Raw genomic sequence first — 18,360 nt, forward strand, 5'->3', positions numbered from 1 at the left:
CAAGCATGGAATTTGCAGAGTTAGTGATTGTTTTTGCAGTCACGATCACGCTATCCAACATAGCAAGTCGTATCTTGCCAATGATCCCTGCACCACTGATCCAAATATTTCTTGGCGTGGTTTTAGGATTGACCGAATGGGGTGAATCCATCAATTTTGAACCTGAATTATTTTTAGTGATGATCATCGCCCCCTTGCTTTTTAGAGAAGGAGAAAAAGCGGATATCGCCTCGATCCTGAAAAATTTCGATACGATATTGTTTCTCGCTTTTGGTGGGGTGATCTTGACTTTGATTGGCGTTGGAGCAACGTTATCATTTCTGTTGCCCAGTGTCCCTTTAGCCGCGTGTTTCGCTTTTGGTGCAGCACTAGGTCCGACAGATGCGGTGGCAGTCAGTTCGCTTTCCAATCGTGTGAACATTCCGAAAAAAGCCATGCATATTTTAGAAGGTGAAGGGTTACTGAATGATGCTTCTGGCGTAACAGCCTTCCAATTTGCCTTAGCTGCTTTGATCACTGGGACGTTCTCTGCGGTAAATGCAGGCGTTACACTGATTTTATCAAGTATTGGCGGGGCATTAGTCGGCTTTTTGCTTGTCTGGGTAAAAAGAAAAATCATTGGTTTGATCGAGAAAGCATCGGCACGTGACGTAACAGGCTACTTATTGATTGAATTGTTGTTGCCTTTCTTAGCGTATGTTTTAGCCGAAGTCTTTCATGTTTCAGGAATTATTGCAGCAGTGGTTGCAGGGGTATTACAAGCCTCAGGATTTAAAAAAATCTCAGTCTTTGATGCGGAGTTGTCAACTTTATCGAATAGTACATGGACAACGATTGCCTTCACATTGAATGCGCTGGTATTTATATTTTTAGGAATTGAACTGACACAAGTCTTTACACCAGTTTGGGGAGATGGATTGTATTCGAATAGTTTGCTGCTAATGATCATTTTATTGGTTTCAATCATGCTGTTCGTCATACGCTTCGTTTCAATCAGCTTATTTTATATGTTTAAGGGCGGTTTTCAAAGTTTCAAAAAACAACTGAATGAAGTCTTGATCTTAACCTTCGGGGGCGTAAAAGGAACAGTCAGTTTAGCGACTATTTTTATTTTACCATTCACGATCAATCAAATGGCATTCAATCAACGATCATTGCTCTTATTTTTAACGGCGGGGGTTATTTTGGTCACGTTGATTATCGGGATCATTGTATTGCCAATGTTGACTGAAACAGAAGAAGCAGCGACAACTGATTTAAAAGCTTTGATGATCTTGGAAGAAGTGATTGAAACACTACGCTTAGAAAAAGAAGCGGAAGAACCAGGATCAAAAGCTTATTTAGCGATAGAAGCAGTGATTGAGACTTATCAAGAAAGAATCAGTGAGCTTTATTTATCTGATTTGAGTGGAGATGAAAAGCAAGAAGTCCAAGAAATCCAAGCGTTGATTTTATCGATTGAGCGAGATGGCTTGGATGAAAGATATCGTTCTGGGAAGTTGTCTTCTAATGGCTATCGCTTTTATTCAAGATTCCTAGCTAACTTTGAACAGTCGATCACAAGTCAAATTTTGTCATTCATTGGATTTTGGTTTATTGTGGTACGCCGATTGATGCGGATCGTTCTCCACCCCAAAATGTTTTGGCAAAGACGGCAAAGTGATCGCCAAACGATGATCTCTGATAAAGACATTCAGGAAATTCGAGAGACGTATCAAAAGAATACGCAATTGATCATCGAAAGTTTGGAGAATCTAACGGACGTTTATGATGATACGATGATCGGATTCTTTATCGAACAACGAAAAGCTCAGGGGATTCGGATGATGAGTGGTAATCTGATTTCCACTTGGATGATCCAACAAGATCGTTTGTTTACGAAGAAGATGCTAAGAGGTTACTATTTAGAAAGAAAAGTCATTGATGAATATGAAGTCGCAGAAACGATCACGACTTTTTCTGCGAATCAATATAGACGAAATATCAATCTGTTGGAGTCCTATACAATGAATCAACCGACAGATCGTTTTTCATTTCGCTTTGCGTTCCAAGCGAAAGCAAAGAAATTTCAATTGAAACAAGACCAAAAGAGGAAGTTGTGACAAAGCACAGCTCCTCTTTTTTTTGAGGTTGTGACAGAAGTCGTTTAACCTTAATAATTAAGTTCATCCTGGAAGTCAGGTTTTTGAATCCTGTGTATTTGGTTATATGAAGTGAGAGAACACGTATCTTCAATGCTACCTAAAAAAAAGAATATTCGAAAAAAACTATCTTTTAAACAATTGTTTTATGTTACAATATCCAAGATAAGGGGGGAGTGCTGGTGAAAGAGCTAAAAATAACTGACCTCAAAAAAACATATGGAGAAAAAGAATTATTTAATCAGATCTCCTTTTTGATCCATGAACATGATCGCATCGGTTTGATTGGAACCAATGGAACTGGTAAAACAAGTCTTTTGAATATCATCGCTGGACTTGACAGTGGAGATGGTGATCAGCAGACAGTTTTTTATCCGAATGATTACCGTATCGGTTATTTATCACAAACCGATTCATTTGCAGAAAATGATACGGTCTTACAAGCTGTTTTTCAAGGGAATAGTCCATTGATTCAGACTGTACGACTCTATGAGGAAGCCTTGATTGCATTAGCTGAAAATGGCGATGATGAAGCAGTCCAAAAACGCTACGCATTGGCAGAAGAGCGAATGAATAAAGAGGACGCTTGGACGACGGATACAAATGCCAAGATCATTTTGCAAAAACTAGGGATCAGCCAATTAGAAAAGAAAATCGGTGAGCTTTCGGGTGGACAAAAAAAACGTGTCAGCTTAGCACAGGTTTTGATCGATGAACCTGATCTTTTATTACTTGACGAGCCGACAAACCACTTAGATTATGCAGCGATCGAATGGTTGGAATCTTACTTGAAACAATATCGTGGTGCCTTATTGATGGTTACCCATGATCGTTATTTCTTAGATCGTGTCACGAATCGGATCTTTGAACTTGCCTTTGGGAATCTTTATGAATATAAAGGCAATTATGAAGCTTATCTTATTGAAAAAGCCGAGCGAGATCGTGTCGAAGTCGAACAAGAAGAAAAGCGTAAACGCCTGTATAAGCAGGAGCTTTCTTGGATGCGAGCGGGAGTACAAGCTCGTGGGACGAAACAGCAAGCACGTATCAATCGCTTTGAAGATTTAAAAGAAAACTTATATCAAGTCAATCATGATACGGATATCGAACTCAATATCGCGACACAACGTTTAGGTAAAAAAGTGATCGAGATTAAGGATGGCTCGTATTCGATTGAAGGAAAACCTTTGCTCCAACACTTGGATCTATTGATCCAATCAAGAGAGCGTCTAGGAATCACTGGAGAGAACGGTGCTGGAAAGTCAACGTTGTTAAATATCTTAGCAGGGAAATTATCCTTAGATAGTGGCATCTATACGATTGGCGAAACTGTTCGATTAGCTTACTATACACAGGAAAATGAAAAAATGTCTCCGGACAAACGAATGATTGCTTATCTGCAAGAAGCGGCAGAAGAAGTCCAAACTGCGGATGGAACGCAAATCGGTGTCGCAGAACTTTTGGAGCGGTTCTTGTTTCCTAGATTCATGCACGGAACACTGATCCGTAAACTATCTGGTGGGGAAAAGCGTCGTTTATATTTACTCAAATTATTGATCCAGCAACCAAATGTTCTATTGCTGGATGAGCCAACCAATGACTTAGATATCGCTACTTTAACGATCTTGGAAGATTATTTCCGGACATTCCCTGGAGCGGTGATCACCGTTTCTCATGACCGTTATTTCTTAGATAAGGTAGTTGATAAACTGTTAGTTTTTCTAGGAGATGGCAAACAAGAGCTTTATTATGGCGATATGTCTAGCTATTTAGCCAAACGCAAAGAAGATCAACAGATTCAACCAGAAAAAGTCAAAGCTAAGATAGAAGAAAAAAAATCTGAGCCAAAGAAAAAGCTTTCTTATATGGAACAGAAAGAATGGGCAACAATCGAAGATGAGATTGCGGAACTAGAGAATCGTTTGGATGAATTGCAAGAGGAGATGAATCATCAAGGGGATGATTTCACACGATTGCAAGAATTACAAAAAGAAGTAACCACAACTGAGGAACTGCTGGAAGAAAAAATGTCACGTTGGGAATATCTAAGTGAATGGGCAGATAATTAGGAGGGAAAAGATGGAGCAAGCATATCTTGATCTAGGGAAAAAGTTGTTATCTGAAGGACATGTAAAAGGTGATCGTACGGGAACAGGAACATTTAGTTTATTCGGTTATCAAATGCGATTTGACCTGCAAAAAGGCTTTCCGTTATTGACGACAAAACGTGTACCTTTTGGTTTGATCAAAAGCGAATTATTATGGTTTTTAAAAGGAGACACGAATATCCGTTATCTTTTACAAAATAATAACCATATTTGGGATGAATGGGCATTTGAACGGTATATCAAAAGTGAGGACTATCATGGGCCGGATATGACAAATTTTGGCCATCGTAGTTTGACTGATCCAGAATTCAATAAAGTCTATCAAGAAGAAAGCAAGAAATTCTGTGAAAAGATAGTGGCAGATGAAGAATTTGCAGAAAAACATGGAGATCTTGGTCATATTTATGGCTATCAATGGCGTCATTGGGAAACCAAAGAAGGTAGTTTCATCGATCAAATCAAAGAAGTGATCGAAGCTATCAAGCAAACACCTGATTCAAGACGACTGATCGTCTCAGCTTGGAATCCAGAAGATGTACCAAGTATGGCTTTGCCTCCTTGTCACACGATGTTTCAATTCTATGTGAATGACAATAAACTAAGTTGTCAGCTGTATCAAAGAAGTGCTGACGTGTTTTTAGGTGTCCCGTTCAATATTGCTAGCTATGCTTTATTGACACATCTGATTGCCCATGAAACGGGATTAGAAGTTGGTGAATTTATCCATACTTTAGGCGATGCGCATCTTTACTCAAATCACGTAGAACAAATGAAAGAACAATTGTCTCGTGAAGTTCGTCCATTTCCGAAACTAGTATTGAATACAGAAAAAAACTCTGTGTTTGATTTTGAAATGGATGATATCAAAGTTGAAGGATATGAGCCGCATCCTTCAATAAAGGCACCTATCGCGGTCTAAGAAAGGATGAGAAAATGTTCGCTGCAATCTGGGCACAAGATGAAAATGGCCTGATCGGAAAAGAAGATAGACTTCCTTGGCATTTGCCGAATGATTTGAAATTTTTTAAGCAAATGACTGAAGCGAATGTATTGATCATGGGACGAAAAACATTTATGGGGATGGGCGGTAAGCCACTACCTAATCGTCAAACGATTGTTTTGACAAGAGACCGTGAGTTTACAGCCGAGGGCGTACTAGTGATGCATGATGTCAATGAAGTATTGGCTTATGAAAAAGAAGCAGATGGAATTTTATTTGTTGCTGGAGGGTCAGCAATCTATGAAGAATTTTTACCTTACTGCACAATTTTGTATCGTACGGTGATCCATCACTCTTTCGAAGGAGATACGTATTTTCCTGCTGTAGACTGGCAAGCATGGTCATTGATCAATATCAGTCCGGGAGAAATAGATGGAAAAAATAGTTATGCACATCAGTTTGAGACGTATAAACGTAAAGAAGAACACACAACAGAAGAGATATAATGTCTCGTTGAACCTAAAGATTCAAAGCGGAAGAAACCGAAATGGATTTTTTATCATTCAGGTTTCTTCTGCTTATTTTGTCGTTCCATCAAAAAAGTAGAACAGATAAAGAAAACTGAGTAGAACCATGTTATCATAACAAACATTTATTTTAAAAATTTTGTTTATAACTGAATTTGATGAAAAAACAGAAGTTCTTTGGTATACTGAAAGTGGACCTGCCTGAAAAATGCTAGGCACTTTGTGAAAGAAAGAGTGTGAAATAATGACAAACGTAAAAATAGTAACAGATTCTTCTTGTACAATGGAAAAAGCAGTACGAGATCATTTGAATATTCATGTTATGCCATTATCAATTATGATCGATGGCGTTGTATATCCTGATGACGATCAACTAGGCGGAGAGAAATTCATGGAAATGATGGCTAAATCAAAATCATTACCTAAAACAAGTCAACCGCCGATCGGCGAATTCATTTCAACGTATGATGAATTAGGACAAGATGGTAGTGAAGTGATTTCCATCCATATGACGAAAGGGTTAAGTGGAACGGTTGAAGCTGCAAGACAAGCAAGCAACTTAACGAAAACAAACGTCACAGTCATTGATAGTGATACGACTGACCAAGGTTTATCTTTCCAAGTGATTCGTGCGGCTGAAATGGCCAAGGAAGGTAAATCAGCAGAAGAGATCCTTGCTGAAATCGAGAAGATCAAAAATAATACAAAACTTTATATCGGTATCTCCACATTGGATAACTTAGTAAAAGGTGGAAGAATCAGTCGTGCAACTGGTTTACTATCAAGTATGTTAAACATTCGTGTGGTGATGAACTTTGCTCATTCAGAGCTGATTCCTGTGACAAAAGGTCGTGGGAAAAAGACTTTCGACAAGTGGTTCGATGGCTTGAAGAAAGAACTGAAGGCTCTACCGAACGTTCGCCAGATCGGTATCTCACATGCAGGTGCCACAGAGCTTGCTCGAGAGTTTGAAGAAGGCTTGAAACAATTGTTTCCTGATATGGACATCCCAGTATTGCATACAAATCCGGTGATTGCTACCCATACAGGGGAAAATGCTTTTGCAATCATGTATTATACCGATTGATGAATGTAAAATAAGGAATAGAAGGACAGATCATGTGAAGACAAATAAACGTGTTCTTTGTGATCTGTCTTTTTTCGTTCAAGTGCTACTAGCATAAGGAAGTGAGGAGGAAAAGACATTTTGAGATGCTCCACTTCCTTTAGCAGATGAGAAACAGCCTCTTTCTTTTTTTCAGAAAAGGGCTATTTTTTTAATTGGAATTTTGGTAATATAAGAAACAATCATGGTCTAGAGGTGAAACAATGAAACGAATGAAACAACAGTGGTTGCTTGTTTTGATCCCTTTGTTCACTGCAGTTCTTCTCTTTGTCGGGCTCTCTTTGAGCGTGCCGAAAGCACAGCCTTTGTTAAAACCGGCAGCATCGGTTACTTCTGAAAGCAATCAAAAGGAAAAGTTACACTATGTAGCAATTGGCGATTCATTGACTGAAGGAGTAGGCGACCAGACGAAACAAGGTGGTTTTGTTCCGTTAGTCGCAAATGACATAAAAGAAAGATACGGGTTGACAGCCATTGAAATGGAAAACTATGGTGTAAATGGCGAACGAAGTGATCAAATATTAAAAAGATTGAAAAGCAATGAAGAAATCCAAAAGAATATCGAAACCGCAGACATTATTACCTTGACTGTTGGTGGGAATGATTTAATGAAAGTGATCCAAAATAACCTTTTTGGTATCAGTATCCGTTCATTCAATAAACCAATCAAGAAGTATCAAGAAAACGTCCAAGCCATCATCGAAGAGATACGAGGGTTAAATAAAGAGGTACCTATCTATATTTTAGGGATATACAATCCATTTTATTTGAACTTCCCTGAGATCACGGATATGCAAACGATTGTGGATAACTGGAATGAAGGAACACAGCAAGTAGTAAATGAAGCAGAAAATAGCTATTTTATCCCGATCAATGATCTATTGTATCAAGGATTAAATCAAGAGGTCGGAATTACGGAAGCTACTGATCAGTCAGCTTCTAGTGATAGTTCGACCGGGACGAAAAATAATGTGTTATATGAAGAAGATCATTTTCATCCTAATAACTTAGGCTATCAATTGATGGCTAACGCTGTGAGAGATCAATTGATCGAAACGCATGAAAAATGGCTGGTCAAGGAGGGAAACAAGGATGGATAAACGTAGTTCAACAGTTGTAAAAAACAAAAGACATAATTACTGGAAATACGCATTTCTGATTTTATTAGGCCTGATCATTGGTTCGACGATTTTCTTGGGTACGCGGATATTCGCCAATCGTGAACCTGATTTGCCAGAAGTACCAGCGATTACAGAAAGACAAGGCGATCCAGTATTGACGATCAATACTCAAAAAGAAAAAGTCAACCAACTGATCAGCTTTTTCTTGACAGATTTCCAAGAAGGACAAGATATCAAGTACAAATTTTATTTAGAAAATGAAGCATTGCTTAATGGGACGTTTGAAGTGTTAGGATTTCCCATTGATTTTTACTTGTATTTTGATCCTTATGTGATGGAAAATGGCAATGTTCAATTAAAAGCAAAAAGCTTGTCGATTGGCACATTGAATCTGCCGATCAAAGATGTGATGAATATGATCAAGCGAAATTACAAACTACCTGAATGGATCGAGATCAATACAGACGATTTAACGATCATGTTACGATTAGACCAATTCCGTATGCAAAATGGAATGTACATTAAAGCGGACAAAATTGATTTAGTCAACGATGATATTCGCTTTAGTTTGTATTTACCAAAAGATTCCTCAACGACGGAAGAAACGACCGAATCTAGTACTAATTAAGTGATATCTCGAGAGTAAGGGAGGAATCAACAATGGAACGAGCAATATTTGCAGGAGGTTGTTTTTGGTGCATGATCCAGCCTTTTGACACATTACCTGGCATCCACACGATCATGTCCGGTTATACTGGAGGTCATGTGCCAAATCCAACGTATGAACAAGTGAAAGCCAAAACAACAGGACATACTGAAGCAGTAGAAATCTTGTATGATCCTGAATTGATCTCATACGAGGCATTACTTGAGCTTTATTGGCAACAAACAGATCCTACAGACGCTTTTGGTCAATTTGAAGACCGAGGCGACAATTACCGACCTGTGATTTTTTATACTACAGAAGAACAACGTCAAAAAGCTGAAAAAAGCAAACAACAACTTGCAGCAAGTGGTCGCTTTAGTGATCCCATCGTTACGACGATTGAGCCAGCGGAGACCTTCTATTTAGCAGAAGATGAACATCAAGATTACTACAAAAAAAATCCTGAGAACTTTGAGCGTAATCATGCGCGTCGTGCGGCATTTATTGCTGACAATTGGGAGGGAAATCAATGAATCGCAGCTTCTATCACTATCTGATGACTCTTCGTGGAGGGAAATCTTCCGATGCGTTATCAACGTTTGCAACCGAAGCTGGAAAAGATATCCAGTTTCCAAAACATAGTACGAGTTATGAAGAAATCTCTGATTATTTAGAAATGAATGTTGATTATTTGCCCTCTATGGATATCTTTGATACAGCTTGGGATCATTATCTAGAGAATAATCATCTCGCCTGAACAATGGATCTGGTATGAAGGGTATGACTTAAAAAAGACGAGACAAGTACTGCTTAGACAATATTTTTGAATAGTCCTATTTGATACAGTGATTTTGGCCTATTCAATTATTTCTAAAGCATCGTACGTATGTCCGTCTTTTTTCGCGTCTATCTGTAAATGATTATTGAACCATTCGCTTTTTCTGTAGTTATTCTATATAATGAGGATAATAGGTTAAGATTTTACGAGGGATGGATTGATGGGCTTTGACAAAAAAGCAGCGTTATATTGACCGTTTTTGGTTATTTATTAAATTTTTACTTTGTTCCATAGTGATTGCATTTATTTTACGGGGATTTATATTGATCCCAGTACCAGTGGAAGGAAACTCGATGGAGAATGTCCTTAAGCAAGGTGATATGGTCGTTATGGAAAAATTCTCTGAAATCAGAAGATTTGATGTAGTCGTTTTCCAACTTTCAGATGGCACGATCTATATCAAGAGAGTCATTGGTCTACCGGGAGAAACTATTAGTTATGAAAAGGACCAACTAAAAATCAACGGCCAGCCAGTCGAAGAACCTTATTTAAGTAAAAATATCCGTTCGGACCATGAAAATGCACCTTATACTACCGATTTTACCTTGGAAGAGTTGACAGGATATACAGAATTACCTGAAGATAGCTATTTTGTTTTGGGGGATAATCGTCGTGTGTCAAAAGATAGTCGTTCATTTGGAACAATATCTAGAGATGAAATTTTAGGAAAAGCGAGATTTGTGTATTACCCATTAAATGAAATCAAATGGATCAGGTAAAATAAAAGAAGACTTCCCAATAGCAACATGTTGGAAAGTCTTCTTTTTTTGATTATATTTTCATCCACATTGGTTCCAATGTGTTTCCATCAGGATCTTGTACTTCAAGAGAATACATTTCTTCTTCCGGTATTCCCATCTCGACTGTATGGTAGCTACCACCATTTTCTTTTGCAATTTCACCAAAACGTTTGACTTCTGCAGCATTTGCTAAACTAAAAGCAATCAGTGCACCGCTCATTTTTTTTGTGTCTGCGATTTCTTTGTTTTTCAAGAATTTTTTGTAAAAGTCATGTGTCAAGAGCATCACCCAAAATGTGTCATCCCAAACCATTGCGCTTGCTTCCTCAGTTGAAAATTCTTTATTTTGTTTGAATCCTAATTTTGTATAGAATTCGACCGAGCGACCAACATCTTGCACAGGGAAATTGACAAAAACCATTGTGTTCACCTTGCTACAGCTCCTTTCAATTTTCCTCTATCATGCGCTCGTCGGTAAGCGTTGTCAAAGTATTTAGCTTGGGGAAGAATTTTTTATTTTATTGGACGTATCCGCTAAAAGTATAATCGACAGTACTATAAAATTCGTAATAAAATCTTGAACTTTGATCTGTCATACTAAGAGTACTAGAAATCGTAGAGTTCGCTGGAACGAAATGTGTTTTTAAGACGGCATGGTTGACTGAATTTCTCATTCGAATTTCTAAGGTTCCACGACCTTGATTGTGGAAGTAATAATTATACGTATTTCTTCCTAATATATTGTAGTTAGAATATAAATAATATTTGCCACTATAAGTGCCAGATATTGAACAACGTCCTGACGAAGCTACGTTCCAGTTTGCCGTTGGCACATTGGCTCCTCTGATCAATGAAGGGGTCAAGTTGATTAAACTTGCTTCTGTATTTGTGGCTTCAACACTTAATTGATCTGCATCTACTGACTGTTGTGGAGTGGACAAACCAAATAATAAGAAAATAGTAGAGAACAAAAATAATTTTTTCATAAGTACTCCTTTTTTGTTATTTTTTAGTGAACGTTCACCTCTTGATAATAAGTGTTTTGTTTCACATTTTCAATAGCAAGAATCCTTGTTTTACAAGGTGTCACAGATTGTGACATCGAATAATCGGAAATATATCGATTCGTTTCAATAATTCGCTTTTAAGTTCTTTTATGAAATGGTTATAATGAGAGATAGAATAAGGAGGCGATGTTGTGGATTTTGGTAAAATATTAAAAGAAAAAAGGCATCAAGCAGGAATTACACAGGAAGAATTGGCAAAGAGATTAAATGTTAGTCGTTCAGCTATTTCTAATTGGGAAATCGGCAGAAATTACCCAGACATACATACACTAGTGGAAATATCGACCAGCTTAGGTGTGTCTTTAGACGAACTATTGGAAAATTCTACTATGACTGAGACGATGATTGATACTACTAAAGAAATGGCGGTGAATCAGAAAAAAAAGCGAGGAAAATTGTTTTATGCAGTAGCACTTTGTTCGATTGTTTCAGTCATGTCGCTTTTATTTTTTTCATTTTCTAAGCAACCGACGATTGTCTTGAATGCAGTTGAAAACGCCGATTCAGAAGAGGTAGCGCTCTTTAACAAAGAAGACATCAAAGATATTACCCTCAAAGACAAGAAAATGACTGTTCTTTTTACTATACCTAAAGACAGTGAATATGTTGGCTACTATGTTGACGGAAGTAATCAAGAAGGATTTGTAAACCTTGATTTATATAAGACTGCTGATTCTGATGTCAATCAGCGGAAATTAGTACATGATGGACTGATTGAAGTAGATTTAGATATGTTTACAAAAGTGAATAAAATCAGTGTGAATTATAAAAAATAAAGCGTATTGCAAGAAGTAGTCAAAAATAGCTGTATGAGGACAAATGAAGGAGTTCTATGGTTAGTGAAGTTAAGTGTGGCAAAATAAAAATCTTCTAAAAAACTTTTAGAAATCAGGTGAATCTTCTTGTCAACGAGCTGTATACTTCGAGTCGGATCAGGTTAAAAAGTAAGCTTCATGAAACGAATCGTTCAGTCGATTGTTTTACGGAGCTTACTTTTTTCATTACTATGCAAGTTCTTTTTTACATTGATTGCTTTCTAACGTTGGCTGATTGATCGTTTGACTTTTCCTAAAACTGACTCATGATGTATGTCAAAAGATCGGTTAGGAATCAGAAATATGAAGTATTCCTCTTGTGGCTAGATCGGACAAAGGAGTTTACTCTGTTAAGGTATTCCCTCCGCATCAAATATTTTTGTCCAGTTTACGATCTGAATAAGCATGGATTCACTTCTCCAGAGTTTCGCATCATATGTCGGTACACGTTCTGAGATAACTATAAAATAGAAGACTTGTTTCAATGGTAAATATTTCTAGGATAGCCAACATTCTCCTTGATTGACTTTAACAAATAGAAACCTGCTTATTGAACGGATGTCTCTCTTTCCATTTTTAGAACATGAGGTGGAAGCGATATGGTAAACTGAAGAAAAGAGTCGAAAGCGAGGAGCTAGATGATCGAAAAGAAACCAAAAGGAAGAGACGGTGTAGTGACCCAAGAAGAGCAAGTGATTCGTCCTAAGAAAGTCTGGTCGGAGGAGGTCCAAAAATTTTTAAGTTACCTCAGGAACCAAGGTGTAACTTATGTGCCAGAACCACTAGGCTATGATGAGCAAGGAAATGAAGTGGTATCTTATCTCGCAGGTGAGGTCTATGATTATCCTTTGCCTCTTCAATTGTTGACGGACAGTGCCATTTGTTCAGCAGGTCGGTTGTTAAGAGATTTCCATGACCAGAATCAAGGATACCTTACTTCTTTAAGTGGCACAGAACCGTGGATGCTACATTCGTTCGGAGAGCGTGAGGTAATGTGTCACAATGATTTTGCGCCATACAATGTGACAACGAAAAATGGTATAGCCATTGGTATCATTGATTTTGACACGATCACACCAGGATCAAGAATCTGGGATGTAAGCTATGCCGCCTATCGCTGGGTACCTTTAGAGATGAATCAAGGAGATCCAATCACGGATGAAACGTGTCATCGTTTAAAAAAATTTATTGAAGCATACAGACTAGATGAGTCCGAGTATCCAAATTTGATTCCTACGATGATCGAGCGACTTTCTTATATGATGGACTTCATCACTAAAGCAGCGAGTCGCGGAGAAGCAAATTTTCAAAAAAATATACAAGAAGGCCATCTAAAAAAATATGAGCAAGATATTCAATGGTTGCTCGACAATGAGAAAAAAATTCTTAGAAAGTTGCAAAATGAAGAAACTTGAGAATAAGCCGTTTGATTTTTAGTTTTTTTCTTGTATACTCCTAGAAGTGTAGTTCATTCAAGTATTGTATAAGTAAAGAGCAACTTTTTTAGATTTTAAGTTTTAGAGGAGGAAACACCAATGACTATTCAATGGTTCCCAGGACATATGGCGAAAGCTAGACGTGAAGTTTCAGAAAAGATGAAATATGTTGATATCGTCTTTGAGTTAGTTGATGCACGACTACCTTTGTCTTCACGTAATCCAATGTTAGATCAAATCATCCAACAAAAACCAAGACTTGTTTTATTGAATAAAGCTGATCTAGCGGATCCGCAACAAACAAAATTATGGCAACAATACTTTAAAAAGCAAGGACATCAAGCCTTAGCAATCACCGCTCAAGAAAGTAAAGGAATCAAAGCGTTGATCCCTGCGGCAAAAGAAGCACTGAAAGAAAAACGCGAAAGAGACGCAGCTCGTGGCATCAAACCTCGAGCAATCCGCGCGATGGTCCTAGGAATTCCTAATGTAGGAAAATCGACATTGATGAATCGTTTAGTGGGCAAAAAGATTGCACAAACAGGGAATAAGCCTGGGGTAACGAAAGGGCAACAATGGCTTCGTTTAGGAAGTGAATTAGAACTATTAGATACACCTGGTATTTTATGGCCTAAGTTTGAAGATGAAGAAATCGGTAAAAAACTAGCCTTGACTGGTGCAATCAAAGACCAATTGGTACACCTTGATGATCTAGCAATTTACGGCTTAGATTTCTTTGCCCGTTACTACCCTAATAAAATCAGTGAACGTTATGGACTATCAATAGAAGAAGAGCAACAAGTTGCACCTGAGTTATTGATGACGATCACGGAACGGAGAGGGTATCGCCAAGATTATGACCGTGGGAGCGAGCTAGTCGTTTTTGATATCCGCCAAGGGAAACTTGGTCGCTATACTTTAGATCGATGTGAAGAAATGGAAGAGACTACTCATGAGTGAATCGATCCAAAGTATCAAAGAAAAACTGAAACAACTCACAACGCTTGATGATCCGATAGTCACACAACTAAGATTAGACACAAGAAAAGGTGTCCAACAAGCGTTAAGCTCTTTTGAAAAACGCTTAGCAAATGAAGCTTTGCTTCGTGAAAAATATGAGACGATGTCCTTCTACGAAAATGAAGGATACGCTCAAGGGTATGACCTGATTGCAGGGATCGACGAGGTAGGAAGAGGCCCCTTGGCTGGCCCTGTTGTAGCCGCAGCTGTTATTTTACCTAAAGGTGTAGAGATTTACGGATTGAACGATTCCAAGCAATTATCTGAAAAAAAACGTGAAGAACTGTATGAACAGATTCAAGAAAAAGCCCTCTCCATCGGGATTGGTGTGATCGATGAGCAGACGATCGATCGTGTCAATATTTACGAAGCAAGTAAATTAGCGATGTGTGAAGCTGTTAAAGAATTGACACCAGAACCTAAGTATTTATTGATTGATGCGATGACTTTAGATCTGCCGATTGCACAAAATAAATTGATCAAAGGAGATGCCCGTTCAATTTCGATTGCTGCTGCAAGTATCATTGCAAAAGTCTATCGTGACCGTTTGATGAACGAATACGAGTTACAATATCCTGGCTATGGTTTTGCCAAGAATGCAGGTTATGGAACAAAAGAACACCTGTTAGGATTAGCACAACATGGCATCACGCCAATCCATCGTAAAAGTTTTGCACCAGTCAAACAATATTTATCATAAGCGATGCGCCACTTTTTCACGTATCTTATAAAAAAGATTAGAAAAGGTGGCGCTTTATGGTTATATACAATGAATTTATTACAAAGTTGGCATTGGTCAAAGGACTGAGCGGAGAGCAAAAATGGCGTGTGATCCGTCATCTATTAAGTGAAAAGAAAGAATGGTTGTCGGTTGATGATATGTTGGCAGTTTCGCACTTCAATCGCTCTAGAGCAATTTTTTATGACTATTGGAGCCAGATCAACTATACTTGGCGGAATAGAATAGGAGAGAATCCATACATAACTTTTCTTGATCCGATCTACCCTTCACAATTGCTTCATTTAGCAAATCCTCCGATCTTATTATTTTATCGAGGGGATCTTTCGCTGATGAAACGAAAAATGATCGCTGTCGTTGGTGGTAGACAAACATCTGGTTATGCGCGAAAAATCGTAGAGCGAGTGATCACTCCTGTGATTGACCAAGACTATCTAGTTGTTAGTGGCTGTGCGAAAGGCGTAGACACTTATGCGCATCAAGTAGCGATCCGCTGTTCAGGCAGAACGATTGCAGTGATCGGTACGGGGATTAATCATAGTTATCCGAAAGAAAATCAGCAGTTGCAACGAGGGATTGCTAGAGATCATCTTTTATTAAGTGAGTTTTTACCAGATGTTGGTCCACAAAAATTTCATTTTCCTATGAGAAATCGTCTGATTGCCGCTTTATCAAGTGGAATCTGTGTGATTGAAGCAAAAGCAAAAAGCGGCTCATTGATCACAGCAGAGCAAGGCTTAGAGATTGGACGTCCGATTTTTTCTGTCCCTGGGAATATTTTGACAGGTCAATCCACTGGTTGTCACCAATTGATCCAAGATGGAGCGATATGTACCTTTTCAGGACAAGATATCCTTAATGAATTGGAATCATAACGATTGATTTATTATTGCTTTCCTTGACAAACGATTTCTGAATGGATATGATAAGCTACGATTTGTAAAAGTCCTTGTAACATATATATAGTAGGAACCCGAAAATGGAAAGGAGTCCATTCAGGAATGGCATATAAATATTTAGTGATCGTAGAATCACCTGCAAAAGCCAAGACGATTGAAAAATATCTTGGCCGTAATTATAAAGTAATGGCTAGTGTAGGACATATTCGTGACTTACCTAAAAGTAAGATGGGGATCGATTTTGAAAATAATTATGAACCGCATTATATCTCGATTCGAGGAAAAGGCGATGTCATCAAAAGTCTAAAAGCAGCAGCAAAAAAAGCGCAAAAAGTTTACCTCGCAAGTGACCCGGATAGAGAAGGGGAAGCAATTGCTTGGCATTTGGCTTATTTATTAGGTTTGGATCTCAACGATAAGAATCGTGTTGTCTTCAATGAAATCACCAAGGATGCAGTCAAAGCGGCATTTAAAGAGCCACGTACGATCGATGTGGATCTTGTCGATGCGCAACAAGCACGTCGAACGCTTGACCGTATCGTTGGTTATTCGATTAGTCCGATCTTATGGCGTAAAGTAAAGAAAGGCTTGAGTGCTGGTCGAGTCCAGTCGATCGCATTGAAGATCATCATTGAACGCGAAAAAGAGATCCGTGATTTTACGCCGGAAGAGTATTGGAGTATTGACGGAAACTTTAAGAAAGAACGTAAGAAGTTCAAAGCAAACTTTTGGGGAGTCGATGGCAAAAAGAAAAAATTGTCCGATGCCGAAACTGTCAAAGAAGTGACTGACCGGATCACTGGTAAAGAGTTTGCAGTAACAAAAGTCGAAAAGAAAGAACGCAAGCGAAATCCTGCGAACCCATTCACGACAAGTAGTTTGCAACAAGAAGCCGCTCGTAAATTGAATTTCAGAACACGTAAAACCATGATGGTGGCGCAGCAGTTGTATGAAGGAATCTCACTTGGCAAACAAGGCACGATCGGGTTGATCACGTATATGCGTACCGATTCTACACGGATCGCCGATACTGCTAAAGCCGAAGTCGCAACGTTCATCGAAGAAACATACGGAAAAGAATTCTCCAGTCATTCGGAACGTAAAGCAACGAACTCTAAAGGGGCACAAGATGCCCATGAAGCAGTGCGTCCAACCAGTGCATTACGTACACCAGATGAGTTGAAACAATACTTGGATAAAGACCAATTGAAATTATATACATTGATTTGGTCACGATTTGTTGCAAGTCAAATGACACCAGCTGTATTGGATACGATGAAAGTCACGTTGGAACAAAATGATGTAAGGTTCATTGCGAATGGTTCAAAAATCAAATTCAAAGGGTTCATGCAAGTGTATGTTGAAGGCCGCGATGATGGGAAAGAAGACAAAGAAAACATTTTGCCAGAGTTAGCAGAAGGCGATACGGTGCAATCTGTCGATATCGAACCGAAACAACATTTCACACAACCGCCTGCACGTTATAGTGAAGCGACATTGATCCGTGCATTGGAAGAAAACGGGGTAGGTCGTCCCTCGACTTATGCGCCAACGTTAGATACGATCCAACGACGATATTATGTGAAGTTGACACAAAAACGTTTTGAACCAACCGAATTAGGTGAGATCGTCAATTCGTTGATCTGTGAGTTCTTCCCACAAATCGTAGATATCCATTTTACAGCTGAAATGGAAGATGACTTGGATAAAGTCGAAGAAGGAAAAGAAGAATGGATCGAAGTCGTCGATCGTTTTTATAAACCATTTGAAAAAGAATTATCGAATGCCGAAGAAAAAATCGAGAAAATCCAGATCAAAGATGAACCAGCTGGTTTTGATTGTGATTTGTGTGGGCATCCGATGGTGATAAAATTAGGGAAGTATGGTAAATTCTATGCATGTAGTAATTTTCCAGATTGCCGAAATACCAAACCAATCGTCAAGGAAATCGGCGTCACTTGTCCCGTGTGTCATGAAGGACAAGTCATCGAACGTAAATCTAAGAAAAATCGTCTATTCTATGGCTGCTCTCGTTTCCCAGAATGTGAATTCACCTCTTGGGAAAAACCAATCGGCAGAAATTGTCCGAAATGTGACCATTATTTGGTCGAGAAAAAAGTCAAAGGCGGCAAACAAGTGGTTTGTACGAATGGCGATTACGAAGAAGATGTTCAAAAATAAAGAAATGAGAAGAGGT

General features: G+C 38.5%; 18 protein-coding genes. 16 read left to right on the top strand and 2 right to left on the bottom strand.

The annotated features are described in order from the left end of the window. The first annotated feature begins 5 nt into the window (after positions 1 to 5). The 10 genes from IGJ39_RS05395 to lepB all read left to right on the top strand — a co-directional run bounded on the left by IGJ39_RS05395 (position 6) and on the right by lepB (position 10,166). Positions 6 to 2,102 (top strand): cation:proton antiporter, encoded by a 2,097-nt coding sequence (locus tag IGJ39_RS05395; protein WP_195339324.1) that lies wholly within the window; start codon positions 6 to 8, stop codon positions 2,100 to 2,102. A 221-nt stretch (positions 2,103 to 2,323) separates the two neighbouring features. Continuing rightward, a complete protein-coding gene (locus IGJ39_RS05400; RefSeq protein ID WP_010735758.1) occupies positions 2,324 to 4,210 on the top strand; it encodes an ABC-F family ATP-binding cassette domain-containing protein in 1,887 nt (628 codons plus the stop codon). Positions 4,211 to 4,220: 10 nt separating this feature from the next. Beyond that, on the top strand, positions 4,221 to 5,168 hold the full coding sequence (locus tag IGJ39_RS05405) for a thymidylate synthase (RefSeq protein WP_019723625.1): 948 nt from the start codon (positions 4,221 to 4,223) through the stop codon (positions 5,166 to 5,168). A 14-nt stretch (positions 5,169 to 5,182) separates the two neighbouring features. Then, positions 5,183 to 5,695 (top strand): dihydrofolate reductase, encoded by a 513-nt coding sequence (locus IGJ39_RS05410; protein WP_019723626.1) that lies wholly within the window; start codon positions 5,183 to 5,185, stop codon positions 5,693 to 5,695. 265 nt (positions 5,696 to 5,960) lie between these two features. Next, on the top strand, positions 5,961 to 6,803 hold the full coding sequence (locus tag IGJ39_RS05415) for a DegV family protein (RefSeq protein ID WP_010735755.1): 843 nt from the start codon (positions 5,961 to 5,963) through the stop codon (positions 6,801 to 6,803). Between the two features lie 242 nt (positions 6,804 to 7,045). Then, positions 7,046 to 7,942 carry an SGNH/GDSL hydrolase family protein gene (locus tag IGJ39_RS05420; protein WP_019723627.1) on the top strand — a complete coding sequence of 299 codons (897 nt, stop codon included), beginning with the start codon at positions 7,046 to 7,048 and terminating at the stop codon, positions 7,940 to 7,942. After that, on the top strand, positions 7,935 to 8,591 hold the full coding sequence (locus tag IGJ39_RS05425) for a YpmS family protein (protein WP_010735753.1): 657 nt from the start codon (positions 7,935 to 7,937) through the stop codon (positions 8,589 to 8,591). Before IGJ39_RS05420 ends, IGJ39_RS05425 begins: the two co-directional genes overlap by 8 nt. Positions 8,592 to 8,623: 32 nt before the next feature. Continuing rightward, on the top strand, positions 8,624 to 9,142 hold the full coding sequence (msrA, locus tag IGJ39_RS05430) for a peptide-methionine (S)-S-oxide reductase MsrA (protein WP_019723628.1): 519 nt from the start codon (positions 8,624 to 8,626) through the stop codon (positions 9,140 to 9,142). Beyond that, a complete protein-coding gene (locus IGJ39_RS05435) occupies positions 9,139 to 9,366 on the top strand; it encodes a YozE family protein (RefSeq protein WP_019723629.1) in 228 nt (75 codons plus the stop codon). Before msrA ends, IGJ39_RS05435 begins: the two co-directional genes overlap by 4 nt. 248 nt (positions 9,367 to 9,614) lie before the next feature. Next, complete coding sequence (gene lepB, locus IGJ39_RS05440) at positions 9,615 to 10,166, top strand: signal peptidase I (RefSeq protein WP_065096573.1); 552 nt, start codon at positions 9,615 to 9,617, stop codon at positions 10,164 to 10,166. Between the two features lie 52 nt (positions 10,167 to 10,218). Here lepB and IGJ39_RS05445 read toward each other — a convergent pair whose 3' ends face one another. Then, entirely contained in the window at positions 10,219 to 10,617 is a 399-nt protein-coding gene (locus tag IGJ39_RS05445) for a VOC family protein (protein WP_010735749.1), read from the bottom strand. A gap of 88 nt (positions 10,618 to 10,705) precedes the next feature. Beyond that, positions 10,706 to 11,173, bottom strand: a complete 468-nt coding sequence (locus IGJ39_RS05450; RefSeq protein ID WP_019724587.1) for a hypothetical protein — start codon at positions 11,171 to 11,173, stop codon at positions 10,706 to 10,708. A gap of 212 nt (positions 11,174 to 11,385) precedes the next feature. Between IGJ39_RS05450 and IGJ39_RS05455 the strand changes: the two genes are divergently transcribed. From IGJ39_RS05455 to topA, 6 genes are all read left to right on the top strand, one after another. Beyond that, positions 11,386 to 12,030: a helix-turn-helix domain-containing protein gene (locus IGJ39_RS05455; protein WP_019723737.1), complete on the top strand. Its 645-nt coding sequence runs from the start codon at positions 11,386 to 11,388 to the stop codon at positions 12,028 to 12,030. Between the two features lie 677 nt (positions 12,031 to 12,707). After that, entirely contained in the window at positions 12,708 to 13,484 is a 777-nt protein-coding gene (locus tag IGJ39_RS05460; RefSeq protein ID WP_019723736.1) for an aminoglycoside phosphotransferase family protein, read from the top strand. 120 nt (positions 13,485 to 13,604) lie between these two features. After that, positions 13,605 to 14,465: a ribosome biogenesis GTPase YlqF gene (gene ylqF, locus IGJ39_RS05465; protein WP_019723735.1), complete on the top strand. Its 861-nt coding sequence runs from the start codon at positions 13,605 to 13,607 to the stop codon at positions 14,463 to 14,465. Next, positions 14,458 to 15,225, top strand: a complete 768-nt coding sequence (locus IGJ39_RS05470; RefSeq protein WP_019723734.1) for a ribonuclease HII — start codon at positions 14,458 to 14,460, stop codon at positions 15,223 to 15,225. Before ylqF ends, IGJ39_RS05470 begins: the two co-directional genes overlap by 8 nt. A gap of 56 nt (positions 15,226 to 15,281) precedes the next feature. Further along, positions 15,282 to 16,139, top strand: a complete 858-nt coding sequence (gene dprA, locus IGJ39_RS05475; protein WP_019723733.1) for a DNA-processing protein DprA — start codon at positions 15,282 to 15,284, stop codon at positions 16,137 to 16,139. Positions 16,140 to 16,265: 126 nt separating this feature from the next. Then, positions 16,266 to 18,344: a type I DNA topoisomerase gene (gene topA / locus IGJ39_RS05480; protein WP_019723732.1), complete on the top strand. Its 2,079-nt coding sequence runs from the start codon at positions 16,266 to 16,268 to the stop codon at positions 18,342 to 18,344. The last annotated feature ends 16 nt before the right edge of the window (positions 18,345 to 18,360 follow it).

This window comes from Enterococcus sp. AZ140 (genome assembly GCF_051714405.1).
Classification (GTDB): domain Bacteria; phylum Bacillota; class Bacilli; order Lactobacillales; family Enterococcaceae; genus Enterococcus_B; species Enterococcus_B pernyi.